This is a genomic window from Pseudoalteromonas sp. BSi20495 (assembly GCF_000241185.1).
Taxonomy (GTDB): domain Bacteria; phylum Pseudomonadota; class Gammaproteobacteria; order Enterobacterales; family Alteromonadaceae; genus Pseudoalteromonas; species Pseudoalteromonas fuliginea.
The window spans coordinates 1-16567 of the sequence record NZ_BADY01000215.1 but is presented as its reverse complement, the minus strand read 5'-3'; the positions used below and the strand labels follow the sequence as shown (position 1 = coordinate 16567).

Sequence of the window (16567 nt, the reverse complement as noted above, 5' to 3'; positions counted from 1 at the left end):
TTGCGGTTAAAGTTAAACTTTATCTCGCTGGGGCTGCGCATGTTACGCTTTTTTATTTTTTATCAACACTTAAATTTAAACTTTCTAAAAAGATTCAATTTAAGTTTTACTTAACACCCTGAGTTGTTCGTGTCTCGCTATGCGTTGCTGTTTCCCCTCTCAGTGGGGTCGCATTATAGTGAGATCCGAAAACAGATCAACCCTTTTTTGAAGAAAACTTGAAATAATGTGCTGTTCGCTGACTATTTGAGCTAAACAGGTTAAAAACACAACATAACTAGCAAAACATTAACAAAAAAAGGCACTTTCAGTTTTCTTATTGTCTAAAAGTGCGCTTAAGCGATCTTCATATAAAGGCTTACACCCCAAATGATCAACACGATCGTTAATGAAAGTGTTACGGCTGCAGATCCCATATCTTTGGCTCTGCCTGACAATACATGTAATTCTGTACTTACTCGATCAGTTAATGCTTCGATGGCAGAATTTAGTAATTCAACTATTAGTATAATAAGCAATGAGCTTACTAGGACTGCCCAATGTAATAATGATGAGGCAAGCCAAAATGAGATAGGGAATAATATAAGGCTTAGGAGTAGCTCTTGTCTAAATGCTGCTTCTTCTTTAAATGCAGCTTTAAAGCCAAGGTAGGAGCAATAACTTGCTTTAAAAACACGCTTAAGGCCTAAGCCATTTGGTTTTAATACATCTTTCATTAATAAACTCTATGAATGAAGGTCAAAATAAAGCCCCGCACTGCGAGGCTTTTTATTTACGCTACGCCGTATTGATCACGGTAAGCTTTAACTGAGGCTAAATGCTCGTCCATCGTTCCTTGGTTTTCAAGGTAACTAATAAGATCAGCTAATTTTACAATAGAGATCACTTGGGTATTAAAGTCACGTTCAACTTCTTGAATAGCTGATAACTCGGCTTTACCTTTTTCTTGGCGATCTAATGCTATTAATACACCGCTAAGATCTGCGCCATTTTGTGCAATAATTTCCATTGACTCACGAATAGCAGTACCTGCGGTTATTACATCATCCACCAGCATTATTTTGCCGTTGAGTTCTGAACCTACTAATGTGCCACCTTCACCGTGTGCTTTTTTCTCTTTACGATTAAAACAGTAAGGTACATCTTTATCATGGTGATCTGCTAATGCAACTGCCGTTGTTGTCGCTATTGGGATACCTTTATAGGCAGGTCCAAATAATACATCGTACTCTATCGCTGAATCTTCTAATGCTAATGCATAAAAACGTCCTAAACGTGCTAAGTCACGACCTGTATTAAACAAACCGGCATTAAAAAAGTAAGGACTTATGCGCCTTGACTTTAAAGTAAACTCACCAAATTTTAATACCTGCTTCTCTAGAGCAAATTCTATAAACTCTTTTTGATAATCTTTCATATCTAGTGGCCTACCTATTTATGCTAATGCTTGCTTTTGTACGTCAATGATTTCACGAATAGAATGTTTAGCTAAAGTAAGTAACTCATCTAGCTCATCAAACGAGAAAGGTTCGCCTTCGGCTGTACCTTGAATTTCAATAATCTTACCTGTTTCAGTTAAAATTACGTTCATATCAGTCTCTGCTGCTGAATCTTCAATGTATTCTAAATCGCTAATTGCTTGGCCTTTGTAAATACCAACTGAAATAGCTGCAATCATATGCTTAAGTGGGTTTGAATTAATCATACCCTTTGCACGCATGTGCGTTAGTGCATCAACAAGTGCAACACATGCACCACTTATAGAAGCAGTACGTGTACCGCCATCTGCTTGGATTACATCACAGTCAATGGTGATTGTGTTTTCGCCAAGTGCTTTTAAATCAACGGCCGCACGAAGTGCACGTGCAATTAAACGTTGAATTTCCATAGTACGACCGCCCTGCTTACCACGTGCAGCTTCTCGAGCATTACGCGTATGCGTTGCTCGCGGTAACATACCGTATTCAGCATTGATCCAACCTTTACCCTGACCTTTCATGAAACGAGGAACGCCCGATTCGACAGTAGCTGTACAAAGTACTTTGGTGTTACCAAACTCAACAAGTACTGAGCCTTCAGCATGCAAAGTATAATTACGTGTAAATGTAACAGGTCTAATTTGGTTAGGTGTTCTTTCGCTTGGACGCATTGACGATCCCCTTAATTCAGAATTTGCGACATTATAAGTGTATGTGGGTATAGATACCATGCTGATTTAAATAAATAGCTGTATGCAAAATATTCAGTGTATTAAATTTTCCCTAGAGCTTAAGCAGTGTTACGGTATAATCATCATAATATTGTATTTATAAATTTAGGAAAATATCCATGATCCACAGTATGACAGCTTATGCGCGTCGCGAAATAAAAGGCGATTGGGGAACTGGCACTTGGGAAGTTCGTTCAGTGAACCAGCGTTACCTTGAAACATTTATTCGTGCACCAGAGCAATTTCGTGGCATGGAACCGGTTATTCGTGAGCGTTTACGCAAACACTTACAACGCGGTAAAGTTGAGGTTTTTTTAAAGTTTGTAGCAAACCCTGCTCATGTTGGGGAGCTATCAATTAACCAAGCTCTGGCTGAGCAACTTATAAATAGTGCTAAATGGGTTCAACAACAAAGTAATGGCGACATTAACCCTGTTGATATATTACGTTGGCCTGGCGTTATGGAAGCACAAGAACTTGATATGGATAGCGTTAATACAGCGCTAATTGTTGGTCTTGATCAAGTAATAGAAGATTTTAAATCAGCACGTGGCGATGAAGGTGCAAACCTTGAAGAAATGATAGCAATCCGCCTTGATGCAATTCTAGAGCAAGTAGAAATTGTAGAAACGCATATGCCTGAGATTGCTAAGTGGCAGCGTGAAAAACTGGCTCAAAAGCTAGAAGACTTAACAGCAAACATTGACGAATCACGCCTTGAACAAGAACTTATTTACCTTGCGCAAAAACAAGATGTGGCTGAAGAATTAGATCGCTTAAAGTCTCACGTTAAAGAAACTAAAAAAATCCTTAAAAAAGGAGGCGCATGTGGTCGCCGCTTAGATTTTATGATGCAAGAATTTAATCGTGAAGCTAACACGCTAGCATCTAAATCTATTAATAGCGATATTACTACTGCAGCCGTAGAGCTAAAAGTACTAATTGAACAAATGAGAGAACAGATCCAGAATATAGAATAATTAATTCTCTCTGCATTATTGAAATATAAACGGCCTTAAATTGGCCGTTTATATTTCATAAGTAATTAACCCAATATATTGTTACCTTTATTTTCTTGCTGATGAATAGTAACAGGCCAGCCGGGATACTGATTACTCGCTTTACCATCTGCCACATCAACTAAAAACTTATATGCATCCATTGTATAAGTTCGCTTTTGAGAATCAAACGTTATAAAACCAAAACCACTGCCTTTTTCATGAGCTTTGACATATCGGTTATTTGATTTACCGACTTCTGGATTACCTACGGCATACACGTAAATTTTATTGCCAAAAGTATCTTTATATTCACCTGTTTCAGCTAACCCATGGGCAGGACGATTTTGGTGGGGCATATTCATTGAATCTGGCTTCCACCACCTTGGCCAACCGGCTGAAATAGCTGGAGTGCAAAAGGCCCAATTGCTATCTCGTTGCTGATTTACCCCATATTGCGATAAAGAACCTAAGTGCGTGTCACCACAAATATGTAATGCCATAGAATCGCGCATTGCGTCGATTGCTCGGTTTCGTGCCGATGCTGGCCAACCACTTGAGTCAAAGTCGTATTTTAAGAAGCGATCAGGTAAAGGTTGATGCGTTGAAATAGCAGCAAACACTGTTTGGCTTAATACTGCTTTTAAATTATGCCCGCGCCAGTCTTTACTCCATTTTTCAAGAAAATCCTCTTGTCGCTTACCCAGTAAATCTAATCCAGGAGGATTAAATGCTGGATTATAAAAAAGCGGATTTTCATTTTGTCCTGTTTCGCCCACGGCTACATTAATGCGCTCAGGGCCACTTTTCCATTGCCTGTCGGCAAGAATTGCAAAACCTACTCCACCGTACAACATGTTGCTAAAATATGAGCTAATACCATTAGTTGGAGTTGGATCGTACGAGTCTGGATGATGATTCAAAGTGGTTTTATGTACCATATTAATCACTCGCGTAGAGTCAATATATCCACCTAATACACTTGCCGATGGGTCTTTTGAAATGTTTTTCATCGTTGCACCACCTTCGCCCCACAAGTTACCTTGCAGTACATCGTGATCATCAGGCAAACAAATGGGAGGTTGATTGCGCATAACCTCTTTAAAAGACCAACCGAATTGATAGAACTTGCGTAAATAATTTAAAATTGCCAAGTTGTCTGGGGTACGAATCACACCGAATCCACCATGACTTTCATAAATTTGATCGCCCGAGAAAAAAACAAGATCTGGGTGTAGTTTTTTGACATTTTGAGCAACAGGTTCGTAAGGAAAACCATAGTCATTTTGACAAGTAAGGGCTGCCATGCGTAATTTATTACCACTTGGGTTTGCTTTTATATTGCCTGAATAAATGTCGGGGGTTTCTGTGCCGTCGGTATGTTTTTCACGGTAAACAACCCTAAAAGGGGTGTCTTGTGTTTCATCCCAATTTATAATCCGAAAAGTAGCTAACCAACCGTCATGATCAATGATCTGAGTGTCAATAGACACCCATTGATTACTACGCTGTACTTGCAGCTCTATTTGCTGATTATCTTGCTCGCCTATTGGCCCGGTGTAAGCGCTCAGCTTCATTACAAAACCTTCATCGCTCAATGTGTCGCTTAGCGAATACATAGTCCAAAGTATAGGACCAAATTTTTGCTCATCAATTACTGAAAAAGCCTCACCTTGCATACTCCAATTACTAAATTTGTAACGTGCGCCTAATTTATCTTCCGGCACATTTTGTGAAGTTACTGATGCAATAGAAAAGTTACTAACAAGCGCCACATTACCTAATAATTCAGATGCTGGGACTAAATGCGCCAGAGTTCCTATTATTGATCCTGATGTACTTAAGCTAGCAACTAACTCCAAGGCCATTGCACCCGACTGCGGCATGCCCGTTAAACTTAAAGTAATCTCGTGATTATCTATCGGTGTAACTAGAGGTGTTGTGTTATTACCTAAAACTAAATGATTATTTTTGATACCAAGGTCGTAACCTTCTTGTATAAAACAGTTACTACGGTATTCGTTTAATTCACTTTTTGCTCCGAGGCGAATACCTGCGCCCCCATCTTTACTATTTTGCTCTAAGCGTGAAACTTGAACCGACATTGTAAAAGCTTGATCAAGATGAGCTATTTGGTGCGTTAGGGAGTGAACACTTCGATTACCTCCTCTTGTTATGCACTCAGCAGCGCCGTTAACAACACGCCAATCCTCCATCGGGTTAGCCCAATATTGCTTACCAAGCCACACTCTATTATGCGTTTTATGCCAGTTATCACGGTGAGGTTTAGTGCCGGTGGTAATTGTAGAGGTTGCAGCACCTAAAGTATTCTTGCAACCAGAAACGCCAGTAGCAACAACACCTGCAGCTAATATTTTAAGTACTGACCGGCGAGATATATTTTTATCCATAGTTTGCTCTCTACATATTGATTATTGTTAACAATAAACCAACTATAATGTTTTTTTAATAAAAGATCATGCCTTTATTTTCTGAATTTCATTGGTTTTTTGTTGCTTAACTAAACCATTTAGGTGCTGTATTACGGCACTCTTTTAGTATTACTAACGATCGTAATTTTATTTAAAATGCAACTTAGCAAAATACTCTCGACCTAACTTGAGCACTAAGAGCTAATTAAAGTACAATACAGTTAATTAAAGGCTTGGCTTACTTGTAACCCAAGCCTATTTATTTTTAGGTAGAGAAAGACATGGCACAAACTCGCGGTAACTTATTTATTTTATCAGCGCCTTCTGGTGCTGGTAAATCAAGCTTAATCAATGCGTTATTAAAAAAGCATACTGATATGAAAGTATCGGTCTCGCACACGACTCGCTCTCCTCGCCCCGGTGAAGAAAATAGCGTGCATTATCATTTTGTCTCTACAGATGAGTTTAAAGCGCTAATTGAAAAAAATGACTTTTTTGAATGGGCTCAAGTATTTGATAATTACTATGGCACATCAAAGCAAGCTATTGAGTCGCAACTTGATGCGGGTATTGATGTGTTTTTAGATATTGATTGGCAAGGCGCGCAGCAAGTGCGCAAAATTATGCCAAGCGTACAAACCATTTTTATTCTACCTCCTTCAAAAAAAGAGCTAGAGCAGCGTTTAAATAACCGAGGTCAAGATTCGGCTGACGTTATTGCCGGACGAATGGCACAAGCACAATCTGAAACATCACATTATAACGAGTACGACTTTGTAATTGTGAATGATGACTTTGAGAGCGCACTTGCTGACATAGAAATAATTGTAATGGCTCAACGCTTAACCCTAAAAGCCCAAGAAGATCGTCATCAAGTTTTACTAAATAGTCTGCTTAAATAATTTAAGCCTATTTAAATTAGGCTTAGGCGAGTAAAACTGATAAAAATTGAACACTGGCTATTGGCGAATGTGGCTCCTTGGAGTAAACTACGCCTTTGCTTTTAAATTATTTTTGGAGTGCTGTGATGGCCCGCGTAACAGTTGAAGATGCAGTAGATGCAGTTGGTAATCGTTTTGACTTAATTTTAGTTGCGGCTCGTCGTGCCCGCCAAATTGCTGTTGGTGGTAAAACGCCACTAGTAGACCCTGAAAACGATAAACCAACGGTTGTTGCTTTACGTGAAATTGAATTAGGTTTAGTTGATAGCGCTTCAATGGACTTAATTGACCGTGAAGAACAACAACACCAAGAAGCAGCAGAACTAGCTGCTGTTGCTGCCATTGTTGGTGGCAATCAATAATCGACCTCCCGGTCTGATTTAGCCAACGGCGCAGTATTTCTACTATAGCCGTTGGCAATCCATTCTTTTCATCGTATATTCGTAACTTACCTAATTTACTTCACTAGGGCCTGTTTATCTTTCGAGGTTAAATTTGCAACAGCATGCTTGGTATTTAGGCAAGGCAGAGCCTATGTAGTGTGGTTATTCCCCATGCATAAGCGATAACGCAACATAAGTGCCAAACATGCGCAGCCCGAAGGGTTCTGCCTAGGGGCAATTTACTCTTTGTTGCTCGGTTTTTACTTAGCCCGCTAGGCTAAAAACCTCGCGCCGCGATTAAATCGCCCCTAGATTGAACGAATTTTAATCCTGAAAGGTCAACGGGCCCTAGAACATTGGAGTGTAAATGTATCTTTTTGAAGGTCTTAAAAAGAAAATTTCTGAATACTTGCCTGCTGCAGATGTAGAGCTGGTACAAAAATCTTACGTGGTAGCCCGAGAGGCCCACGAAGGACAAACTCGCTCAAGTGGCGAACCTTATATTACTCACCCTGTTGAAGTAACTCAAATTCTTGCCGGCATGCATCTTGACCATGAAACGCTCATGGCCGCGTTAATGCACGATGTAATTGAAGATACTGATTTTAGCCAACAAGATTTAGCTGAAATTTTTGGTGAAACGGTTGCTGAATTGGTTGAAGGTGTAAGTAAGCTCGATAAGCTCAGCTTTAAAGATAAAAAAGAATTCCAAGCCGAAAACTACCGTAAAATGATTATGGCTATGACTCAAGACATACGAGTTATTTTAATCAAGCTTGCTGATAGAACGCATAATATGCGTACATTGGGTGCTCTTCGCCCCGATAAACGCCGCCGTATAGCACGCGAAACGCTAGAAATATACGCGCCGATAGCAAACCGTTTAGGTATTCACGACATTAAAAATGAGCTTGAAGATTTAGGTTTTCAAGCTCTATATCCTATGCGCCATCGTGCACTTAAATCTGAAGTTGCAAAAGCACGTGGTAATCGAAAAGAAGTTATTTCAAATATTCAAAACGAAATTGAAGCACGCCTTGAAGAGTCAGGCATAAAAGCGACGGTATCGGGCCGCGAAAAGCACCTTTATAGTATTTATAAAAAAATGCTTAATAAAGAACTGTTATTTAACGAAGTCATGGATATTTACGCGTTTAGAATTGCGGTTGACTCTATGGATACGTGTTATCGCGTATTAGGTGTTGCTCACAGCCTTTATAAGCCTATTGAAACGCGCTTTAAAGACTATATTGCAGTGCCTAAAACCAATGGCTATCAGTCACTTCATACTTCTTTAGTTGGCCCACACGGCATACCTGTTGAGATTCAAATTCGTACTCACGACATGGATCATATGGCAGACAAAGGCGTGGCCGCACACTGGATGTATAAAAAATCAGGTGATGGCGCGGGCAATACGTCACAACAACGTGCTCGCCAATGGATGCAAAGTTTATTAGAGCTTCAGCAAAGTGCTGGCTCATCATTTGAATTTATAGAAAATGTAAAAACTGAGCTATTCCCTGAAGAAATTTACGTATTTACGCCAGATGGCCGAATCGTTGAATTACCAATGGGCGCAACAGCTGTTGATTTTGCATACGCTGTACATACTGACGTTGGAAATACGTGCGTAGGGGCAAGAGTAAATCGCAAACCTTACCCTTTGAGTAAAGCGCTTGATACCGGCCAAACAGTAGAAGTAATTACTAGCTCTGGGGCTCACCCAAATGCAACTTGGCTAAACTTTATTGTTACCGGTAAAGCACGGTTAGGCATTCGTAACTACCTTAAGAGTCAGCATCACGAAGAAGCGCTGTTATTGGGTAGGCGTTTACTCGACTCCGCACTTGGTGAAAATAAGTTCGACAGTATTCCTGATGAGAATATAGCGCGAGTACTTGAAGAACATGAACTTTCTACACTACTTGAGTTACTAGTAGCAATAGGCTCTGGTAATCTGATGAGCATGTTAATTGCTAAACGCTTATTACAAAACGAAAACGATGATTTAACAGACATTACCAACCAAGTCAAAGCAACCATTATTGGCACCGAAGGTATGTTAGTTAATTACTCTAAGTGTTGCCGCCCTGTACCTGGAGATGCAATAACTGCACATATAAGCCAAGGCAAAGGATTAACTGTTCATCGCCAGGAATGTAAAAATATTCGCGGCTGGGAAAGTGAGCGCTCTAAATACTTAGTTGTAAAGTGGGACGATAATCCAGAGAAAGAATATATCGCAGCCCTTAGAGTCGAGATTATTAATCATCAAGGGGCGCTTGCAAAGTTAACCAATGTTGTTGCGACTACCCAAGCCAATATTGTGGAAATAGCCACTGATGAAAAAGAAAGTAATTTATACGTGATAGATTTAGGGGTTACCGTTAAAAACCGTATCCACGTTGCTAACATTATGCGACGCATTCGCGTTATGCCTGATGTACAAAAAGTCTATCGTAAAAAATAAAATAGGAAACACATGAATAAAGCATTTATTTCTACCGACAAAGCGCCTGCAGCAATAGGCACATATAGCCAAGCAGTTAAAGTAGGAACGGCTGTCTACTTATCGGGTCAAATACCATTAGTACCTGAGACTATGGAAGTTATTTCGGAAGACTTTGGCGAACAAACACATCAAGTATTTAAAAACATTGCTGCTGTATGTGAAGAAGCTGGGGGTCAGATACACGACCTAGTTAAGGTGAATATTTACCTTACTGATTTATCTAACTTTGCTATTGTTAACGAAGTAATGAGCCAATACTTCAAACAACCATACCCTGCTCGTGCCGCAATTGGTGTGCGTGCGCTGCCAAAAGGTGTGCAAGTTGAGATAGATGGAATAATGGAACTACCTTCAACTAATTAGTATTACCTACGAGCTATGGTCCCAGCTATAGCTCTATTTCTCCATAACCTCGTTTTGTTTTCTTGACTCAAAAGTAAATTTCTAGCAATCTGTTATTATGTAATATACTCAAACTTAACTTAAGTAGTAGAGAAGGATTAACTAGTGTTTAAGCTTGCTCATAATGGAAATATTTTACTTGATGTAAGTAAGCACGCTCCGCCGAGTGCTGCGTTCGTGATTGAAGCTCTCGAAATGTCGACTTTTTGTGACTGTAAAATCGATCATGAAGCCATAAACAACTTCTTCAAAAATAAAAATACTGAGTCAGTTTTAGTTGTTGCAACTAAGTACGATGCCGCAATCAAGATAGAAATTAGCGATGATAAAATGCTAGCTATAGGCGAGCTCACTCTCGCTCAGGGCGGTAAGCAGCTAAGCCTAGATGATGCGAAAAAACACCTTGTTAAAGCTGGAATAGTTCGTGGCTACAAGCAAGTATTTTTAGAACAATTACTAGAAAAACAAGCCGAGCTATCACCTGGGACAATCGTTAAAGGTACTCTCGCCAAAGGGCGGCTTCCAAGTGATGGATTAGCGACAAAATTAGTAACAGTGGTAGAAACCCTAAAAGATCGTTTAAACGCGCCAAAATTAAAAGAAGATGGCAGCGTTGATATGCGTGACTTTGGAAAACTCGCAAGTGTAGAACCTGGTACAGTACTTATTCGACAGCACCCCGCAACCCCTGGTAAAGAGGGCTTCACAGTAGTCGGTGATATACTTACCGCTAAACCTGGTGAAAATAAACAACTGGTCGCAGGTGAAGGCACTGAAATATCAAAATTAAACCCTATGGAATTAGTCTCTACTATTGCCGGCGTTCCTGTAGAAATTAATAACGGAATGCGTGTAGATGATATTTTTACAATATCTGATGTAAATGTGAAAAGTGGCCATATCGACTTTGAAGGCAGTGTGATTGTTACACGAAACATCGATCCTGGTATGAAAATAAACGCAAAAGGCGATATTACTATCTTAGGTACTGTCGAATCAGGGGAGCTTACTGCTGGCGGTAATATCACTGTGAACCAAGGTGTAATTGGCCATCAAAAGCCTGAGGATAAATCGTTATCCTGCAAATTAGTTTGTGCTGGAGATGTCCATGTTTCTCATTCACAGTATTGTTATATAGAAGCAGCTAACATATTTATTGATCGCCAAACTAGCCACTGTGTTATGAAAGCGAAAAAATTACTACAAGTTGGTCAAACAGACTTACCTAAAGGTAAAATTTTTGGTGGTGAAATACTGGATGCTACAACGCTCATTGCTGGTGAAATAGGAAACGAATCAGGCGCAAAAATGGCAATAAATTTAGCAGCTTCAGGCGCTGAAATAACTGCTGACACAGACAATTGCTTTAAAGATTTAGCAAATACAGATCAACAATTAGATACTCTTCAAGCTGCTCTCGAAAAAGCTGATTTAGTTAAAGATATTGATAAAAAGAATCAGCTAATTGCCAAAATTGGCGCTACACAACTGCATTATTGCCAACAGGCTGAACAATTAGAAAAACGCCTTTCGAGCTTAGATCATGAGTTACATGATTTGCTTAGTGATGCAAACCTTGCTGTTAACACTGTTTTGCATTCTGGAGTAGAAATTCATATTTTTAATAAAGTACTCAAAACAATTCGTAATTACCCACCATGCAATGTAAAGTTGTTGAATAATAAAGTAGAAATCGAGTTTAAAACACACTAGAAATGAGTGCAGATACAGGCACTCAAATCAATAGCTCCTCATATACCCTAAAGCAAATCACTTACTGTATCGTAAGTTTTATTTGGCCACACACTAACCTGTACTTGTCCAATATGTTGCTTTTGCAGTAGTAACATAGCCAAGCGCGACTGCCCTATTCCACCGCCAATTGTTTGCGGAAATTTACTTTGTAGTAGCGCTTTGTGCCAATCAAACTCTAAGCGGTCTTCATCTCCAGTAACCCTTAACTGCGCTTTTAAAACTTTAGGACTTACACGTATACCCATTGATGAAATTTCAAAGGCGTCTTCAAGTACTGGATTCCATATTAAAATATCACCATTTAAACCCATGTATTGATCGCATGTAGGCGTAGACCAATCATCGTAATCTGGGGCTCTTACATCATGGATTTTGCCATCACCAAGCGCGCCACCAATACCAATTAAAAATACAGCACCATATTCTTGTGCAATGGCTTTTTCTCGTTGCTTAGCGCTAAAGTCAGGATACATTTTACGTAGCTCTTCACTGTGCACAAACTTAATATCGTCCGGTAAAAAAGGCGTTAAGCCATAAGACTCTCTTACAAAAGCTTCCGTCTCTTTTATCCCTTTATAAATAGATTGAACAGTTTGCTTTAGTGTTGCCAGCGAACGCTCTGTCGTTTCGCTAATTACTTTTTCCCAATCCCACTGATCAACATATACAGAATGAATAGGACTTAATGAATCTTCGTCTGGGCGCAAAGCCTTCATTTGAGTGTAAATACCCTCACCAACACTAAAGCCATAAGTTGCCAGTGTTTTACGTTTCCACTTAGCCAGTGAATGCACCACTTCGTAGCGGCTATCTGTAATCGCTTTAACATTTACAGCAACTGCGTTTTCATGGCCGCTTAAGTTATCTTGCGTGCCGTCGCCAACCTTAGCCAAAATAGGGGCTTGAACCTCAACCAGCCCAAGTTGGGTTTCTAGTTGTTGTGAAAAAAATTGCTTAACTTTACTTATTTGCTGCTGTTGCTGCACATAGTGTGAACTCATAATAATTGGCCTCATTCCCAGTTATTGTTACTTGCTTAATTGATAAAAAGCGATCTAATTAACACCCTTAATGAAGTTAATGTAACCATTTAAAGGATTAATTCAACATCCCATAACAAAAATAGCTTTAACATATAAAAACCATTAATTAAGTGGTATAAAAACCATATATTCGATAATTTCATGAGAAAAATATAATGGAAAATTATTTAATCGATAATCTCGATAAACAGATACTTCATGCGTTAATGGCAAATGCCCGTACTGCGTACGCCGAATTAGCAAAAAGATTTAATGTAAGCGCTGGGACAATTCACGTAAGAATTGAAAAAATGAAGCAAGCAGGGATCATTACAGGCACCCAATTAACGATTAATACTAAACGGCTAGGCTACGATGTGTGTTGCTTTATAGGTATTAATTTAAATAACGCACGTGATTACCCGCAAACGCTTATAAAGCTAGAAGCATTGGAGGAAGTGGTAGAGGCTTATTACACAACAGGTAACTACAGTATATTTATAAAGGTAATGACAAAGTCCATTGATCACTTACAGGATGTGCTGATTAATAAAATACAGGCAATAGAAGCAATTCAGTCAACAGAAACACTTATTTCTCTACAAAACCCAATTAGCCGCACAGTAATGCCTTAACTGTAAAAATCTCGTATAATTGCCGCAAAAAGAGGATAACCATGCAGCAAACTCGCTATCAAAGAATCGAAGACGTACTTTCGCGCCGTCAAACAGACTTAACCGTGTGTTTAGAAGACGTGCACAAACACCATAACTTATCTGCAATAGTACGAAGTGCTGATGCGGTTGGTTGCCATCACGTACATGCTGTATGGCCTGAAAAGCAAAAATGGCTGACAAACAATACCTCAGGTGGTAGTAAAAACTGGCTAGAGACGCATCTGCATAGAAATATTGATGATGCCGTTACTGCAATGCGTGAACGCAATCCAGAAATACAAATATTAGCGACTCACCTATCAGAAGATGCCGTTGATTTTAGGGAAGTAGATTACACCAAGCCAACGGCTATTATTGTTGGACAAGAAAAAACAGGGATCTCAGAAAAAGCCCTAGAATATGCCGATCAAAATATTATTATTCCAATGCAAGGCATGGTGCAATCGCTAAATGTTTCAGTTGCTGCTGCGCTAATATTGTTTGAAGCACAGCGCCAGCGTGAACTTGCAGGTTTATATAATAGAGATATGCTCAGCGCTGAAGTTAAGCACCCGCTTTATTTCGAAGGTTGTCACCCTATTATTGCAAGGCAGTGTAAACAAAAAAAATTACCTTACCCTGCACTTGATGAAAACGGCGAAATAGTCGCTGATGAGCAATTTTGGCAAGCTTTAAAACATACTTGATGCACTTACACTCTGTAAGTACACTTAATCTACATTAAATAATAAAAGTTGAGCCTACTTTGTCTAAACCTAGCTTAAGCCAATACCCAATAACAGAACTTAAAGGGGTTGGTCCAAAAATGGCCGAGCGATTGTTGAAGCTAGGTATTTTAACTGTACAAGATATGCTCTTTCATTTACCACTTCGCTACGAAGATCGCACTCGCTTATACGCAATTAATGAGCTGCTACTTCATAGTCATGTAAGTGTGGAAGCAACAATTGAAACAAGCCAAATCACGTTTGGTAAAAGGCGCATGCTTGTTTGCCAAATCAATGATGGTACTGGCAGGCTAACATTACGGTTTTTTAATTTTACCGCCGCACAAAAAAACGCATTTAGTGCTGGTAAAATAATACGTTGCTTTGGTGAAGTGCGCCGTGGCCGTATTGGCTTTGAAATGAGTCATCCTGAATACAGCATCAGCGATACTTCCAACGAGCAACCAGTAGCGACGACATTAACGCCCGTTTATTCTACAACCGAAGGCTTAAAGCAACTATCGATTAGAGCCTTAAGCGAACAGGCTATTGATTTACTACATAAATACTCAGTAGAAGAACTACTACCTTCACAGTGGCAGCCATCAAGTATGGCGTTAAGCGACGCCTTATTATTACTGCATCGCCCACCAAATGATGTTGATGTAACTGCATTAGAGCAAGGTACTCACCCTGCTCAACAGCGCCTTGTATTTGAGGAGTTACTTGCTCAAAACCTCAGCTTATTAAAAGTACGAGAGCAAGGGCAACAAGTTAAAGCCGTGGCATTAAATCCGGTAAACACATTAGAAAGCCAATTTTTAGAGCTGCTTCCTTTTGCCCCCACAAATGCGCAAAGCCGTGTAGTTGCTGAAATTAAAGGTGACATGCAACACGCGTATCCAATGATGCGTTTAGTACAAGGCGATGTAGGCTCAGGTAAAACCCTAGTAGCAGCACTGAGTGCACTAACAGCCATTGCGCAGGGCTTTCAAGTCGCTTTAATGGCTCCTACTGAAATTTTATCAGAGCAACATGGTGTTAATTTTACAACGTGGTTTAATCAACTAGGTATAACAGTTGCTTGGCTTGGCGGTAAAACAAAAGGCAAAGAGCGCGTAGCTACACTTGAAAAAATAGCCTCAGGTGAAGCGCAAATGATTATTGGTACTCACGCTTTGTTTCAAGATGAAGTTAGATTTAATAACTTGGTACTTATAATTATTGATGAACAACATCGCTTTGGTGTTCATCAGCGTTTATCACTGCGCGAAAAAGGGAAGTTTGGTGATTGCTATCCCCATCAACTAGTCATGACTGCAACACCCATCCCACGCACACTCGCTATGACGGCTTATGCTGACTTAGAAACTTCTGTAATTGATGAGTTACCACCAGGGCGTACGCCAATTACAACAGTAGCACTTCCAGACACTCGCAGAGACGATATTATTGCCCGCGTTAAATTAGCCTGTAATGAGCAAAGCCGCCAAGTTTACTGGGTATGTACACTCATAGATGAATCTGAAGTGCTGCAATGCCAAGCAGCTGAAGACAGTGCACTGCAGTTAAAAGAGGCACTACCTGAACTAAGCGTAGGGCTAGTACATGGCCGAATGAAGTCAGCTGAAAAACAAGCCATAATGAGCGAGTTTAAGGCAGGAAACATACACGTATTAGTAGCCACTACCGTTATCGAGGTTGGTGTGGATGTCCCTAATGCAAGTTTAATCATAATAGAAAACCCTGAGCGCTTAGGCTTAGCGCAGTTACACCAATTACGTGGGCGAGTTGGCCGTGGCGCTACTGCATCGCATTGCGTGCTTTTATACCACGCACCACTGTCTCATACCGCTCAAAAGCGATTAGGTGTACTACGCGATAGTAACGATGGCTTTGTGATAGCAGAGCGCGATTTAGAAATTCGTGGCCCTGGTGAAGTTCTCGGCACAAAGCAAACTGGTTTAGCCGAATTCAAAATTGCAGACTTAACGCGCGACAAACAAACACTTAATCAAGTAAGACCTATCGCGCAGCAAATGCTAAAACAATACCCTCAACATGTGGATCCTCTGATTCATAGATGGCTTGGCAATAAGTCAAACTACGCACAAGCATAACCCTCATTGAAATATATTTTCACTTTTCTGCAGACGTAAAAAAGCCCGACTATTTCTAGTCGGGCTTTCTACAATTTGAAGTCAGCGCGCTACGCAGTAGAATGTCATGGTACCCACAGCGGTGGAGAGCCACAGTGAAATGCTACACTATCTTTGTGTCGGGAGTCGCTGCGCTCGCCCTACGTGATAGCTGTTGAATAAGTGCGCATTAATTATCCGCATTTCACTTTTCTGCAGACGTAAAAAAGCCCGAATCGTTAGATTCGGGCTCTCTACAATTTGAAGCCTGGTAATGTCCTACTTTCACATAGCAAATGCTACACTATCATCGGCGCTGTTTCGTTTCACTACTGAGTTCGGCATGGGATCAGGTGGGTCCAAAACGCTATTGTCACCAAGCAAATAT

General features: G+C 40.1%; 14 protein-coding genes and 1 rRNA gene. 9 read left to right on the top strand and 6 right to left on the bottom strand.

Annotation, left to right across the window (positions count from 1 at the left end; all coding sequences use genetic code 11):
* Positions 1–335: 335 nt before the first annotated feature.
* Genes P20495_RS00010 through rph form a run of 3 tightly spaced genes read right to left on the bottom strand, consistent with a single transcriptional unit; the run spans position 336 to position 2149 of the window.
* On the bottom strand, positions 336–716 hold the full coding sequence (locus tag P20495_RS00010; RefSeq protein WP_008139662.1) for a diacylglycerol kinase: 381 nt from the start codon (positions 714–716) through the stop codon (positions 336–338).
* Between the two features lie 56 nt (positions 717–772).
* Positions 773–1417: an orotate phosphoribosyltransferase gene (gene pyrE, locus P20495_RS00015; RefSeq protein WP_008139661.1), complete on the bottom strand. Its 645-nt coding sequence runs from the start codon at positions 1415–1417 to the stop codon at positions 773–775.
* 18 nt (positions 1418–1435) lie between these two features.
* Positions 1436–2149, bottom strand: coding sequence for a ribonuclease PH (gene rph / locus P20495_RS00020; RefSeq protein WP_002958890.1), 714 nt, complete (start codon positions 2147–2149; stop codon positions 1436–1438).
* Positions 2150–2328: 179 nt separating this feature from the next.
* Between rph and P20495_RS00025 the strand changes: the two genes are divergently transcribed.
* A complete protein-coding gene (locus tag P20495_RS00025) occupies positions 2329–3189 on the top strand; it encodes a YicC/YloC family endoribonuclease (RefSeq protein ID WP_007378838.1) in 861 nt (286 codons plus the stop codon).
* A gap of 65 nt (positions 3190–3254) precedes the next feature.
* Here P20495_RS00025 and P20495_RS00030 read toward each other — a convergent pair whose 3' ends face one another.
* A complete protein-coding gene (locus P20495_RS00030; protein WP_008139660.1) occupies positions 3255–5618 on the bottom strand; it encodes an alkaline phosphatase D family protein in 2364 nt (787 codons plus the stop codon).
* A 302-nt stretch (positions 5619–5920) separates the two neighbouring features.
* Between P20495_RS00030 and gmk the strand changes: the two genes are divergently transcribed.
* The 5 genes from gmk to P20495_RS00055 all read left to right on the top strand — a co-directional run bounded on the left by gmk (position 5921) and on the right by P20495_RS00055 (position 11593).
* Positions 5921–6541, top strand: coding sequence for a guanylate kinase (gmk, locus tag P20495_RS00035; protein WP_007378836.1), 621 nt, complete (start codon positions 5921–5923; stop codon positions 6539–6541).
* A 125-nt stretch (positions 6542–6666) separates the two neighbouring features.
* Positions 6667–6942: a DNA-directed RNA polymerase subunit omega gene (rpoZ, locus tag P20495_RS00040; protein ID WP_007378835.1), complete on the top strand. Its 276-nt coding sequence runs from the start codon at positions 6667–6669 to the stop codon at positions 6940–6942.
* Between the two features lie 388 nt (positions 6943–7330).
* Positions 7331–9436: a bifunctional GTP diphosphokinase/guanosine-3',5'-bis pyrophosphate 3'-pyrophosphohydrolase gene (spoT, locus tag P20495_RS00045; protein WP_008139659.1), complete on the top strand. Its 2106-nt coding sequence runs from the start codon at positions 7331–7333 to the stop codon at positions 9434–9436.
* A gap of 12 nt (positions 9437–9448) precedes the next feature.
* On the top strand, positions 9449–9841 hold the full coding sequence (locus P20495_RS00050) for a RidA family protein (protein WP_007378833.1): 393 nt from the start codon (positions 9449–9451) through the stop codon (positions 9839–9841).
* Positions 9842–9985: 144 nt separating this feature from the next.
* Entirely contained in the window at positions 9986–11593 is a 1608-nt protein-coding gene (locus P20495_RS00055; RefSeq protein ID WP_008139658.1) for a DUF342 domain-containing protein, read from the top strand.
* Positions 11594–11640: 47 nt separating this feature from the next.
* Here P20495_RS00055 and asnA read toward each other — a convergent pair whose 3' ends face one another.
* Positions 11641–12636 (bottom strand): aspartate--ammonia ligase, encoded by a 996-nt coding sequence (asnA, locus tag P20495_RS00060; protein WP_033016575.1) that lies wholly within the window; start codon positions 12634–12636, stop codon positions 11641–11643.
* 197 nt (positions 12637–12833) lie between these two features.
* On the opposite strand from asnA, the gene asnC reads away from it, so the two are divergent.
* From asnC to recG, 3 genes are read left to right on the top strand one after another with little or no spacing between them, the layout of a single operon-like run.
* Positions 12834–13292: a transcriptional regulator AsnC gene (asnC, locus tag P20495_RS00065; protein WP_008139656.1), complete on the top strand. Its 459-nt coding sequence runs from the start codon at positions 12834–12836 to the stop codon at positions 13290–13292.
* A gap of 41 nt (positions 13293–13333) precedes the next feature.
* Positions 13334–14020 (top strand): tRNA (guanosine(18)-2'-O)-methyltransferase TrmH, encoded by a 687-nt coding sequence (gene trmH / locus P20495_RS00070; RefSeq protein WP_007580009.1) that lies wholly within the window; start codon positions 13334–13336, stop codon positions 14018–14020.
* 59 nt (positions 14021–14079) lie between these two features.
* Entirely contained in the window at positions 14080–16161 is a 2082-nt protein-coding gene (gene recG / locus P20495_RS00075; RefSeq protein ID WP_008139655.1) for an ATP-dependent DNA helicase RecG, read from the top strand.
* A gap of 284 nt (positions 16162–16445) precedes the next feature.
* Here recG and rrf read toward each other — a convergent pair.
* Positions 16446–16560, bottom strand: a 5S ribosomal RNA gene (rrf, locus tag P20495_RS21215).
* Positions 16561–16567 lie beyond the last annotated feature (7 nt).

Excerpts from the sequence above, each read along its gene's own strand:
- asnC (WP_008139656.1), top strand. The coding sequence starts at position 12,834 with ATGGAAAATTATTTAATCGATAATCTCGATAAACAGATACTTCATGCG.
- P20495_RS00010 (WP_008139662.1), bottom strand. The coding sequence starts at position 716 with ATGAAAGATGTATTAAAACCAAATGGCTTAGGCCTTAAGCGTGTTTTT.
- asnA (WP_033016575.1), bottom strand. The coding sequence starts at position 12,636 with ATGAGTTCACACTATGTGCAGCAACAGCAGCAAATAAGTAAAGTTAAG.
- rph (WP_002958890.1), bottom strand. The coding sequence starts at position 2,149 with ATGCGTCCAAGCGAAAGAACACCTAACCAAATTAGACCTGTTACATTT.
- trmH (WP_007580009.1), top strand. The coding sequence starts at position 13,334 with ATGCAGCAAACTCGCTATCAAAGAATCGAAGACGTACTTTCGCGCCGT.
- pyrE (WP_008139661.1), bottom strand. The coding sequence starts at position 1,417 with ATGAAAGATTATCAAAAAGAGTTTATAGAATTTGCTCTAGAGAAGCAG.
- rpoZ (WP_007378835.1), top strand. The coding sequence starts at position 6,667 with ATGGCCCGCGTAACAGTTGAAGATGCAGTAGATGCAGTTGGTAATCGT.
- P20495_RS00025 (WP_007378838.1), top strand. The coding sequence starts at position 2,329 with ATGATCCACAGTATGACAGCTTATGCGCGTCGCGAAATAAAAGGCGAT.
- P20495_RS00050 (WP_007378833.1), top strand. The coding sequence starts at position 9,449 with ATGAATAAAGCATTTATTTCTACCGACAAAGCGCCTGCAGCAATAGGC.
- spoT (WP_008139659.1), top strand. The coding sequence starts at position 7,331 with ATGTATCTTTTTGAAGGTCTTAAAAAGAAAATTTCTGAATACTTGCCT.
- P20495_RS00030 (WP_008139660.1), bottom strand. The coding sequence starts at position 5,618 with ATGGATAAAAATATATCTCGCCGGTCAGTACTTAAAATATTAGCTGCA.
- gmk (WP_007378836.1), top strand. The coding sequence starts at position 5,921 with ATGGCACAAACTCGCGGTAACTTATTTATTTTATCAGCGCCTTCTGGT.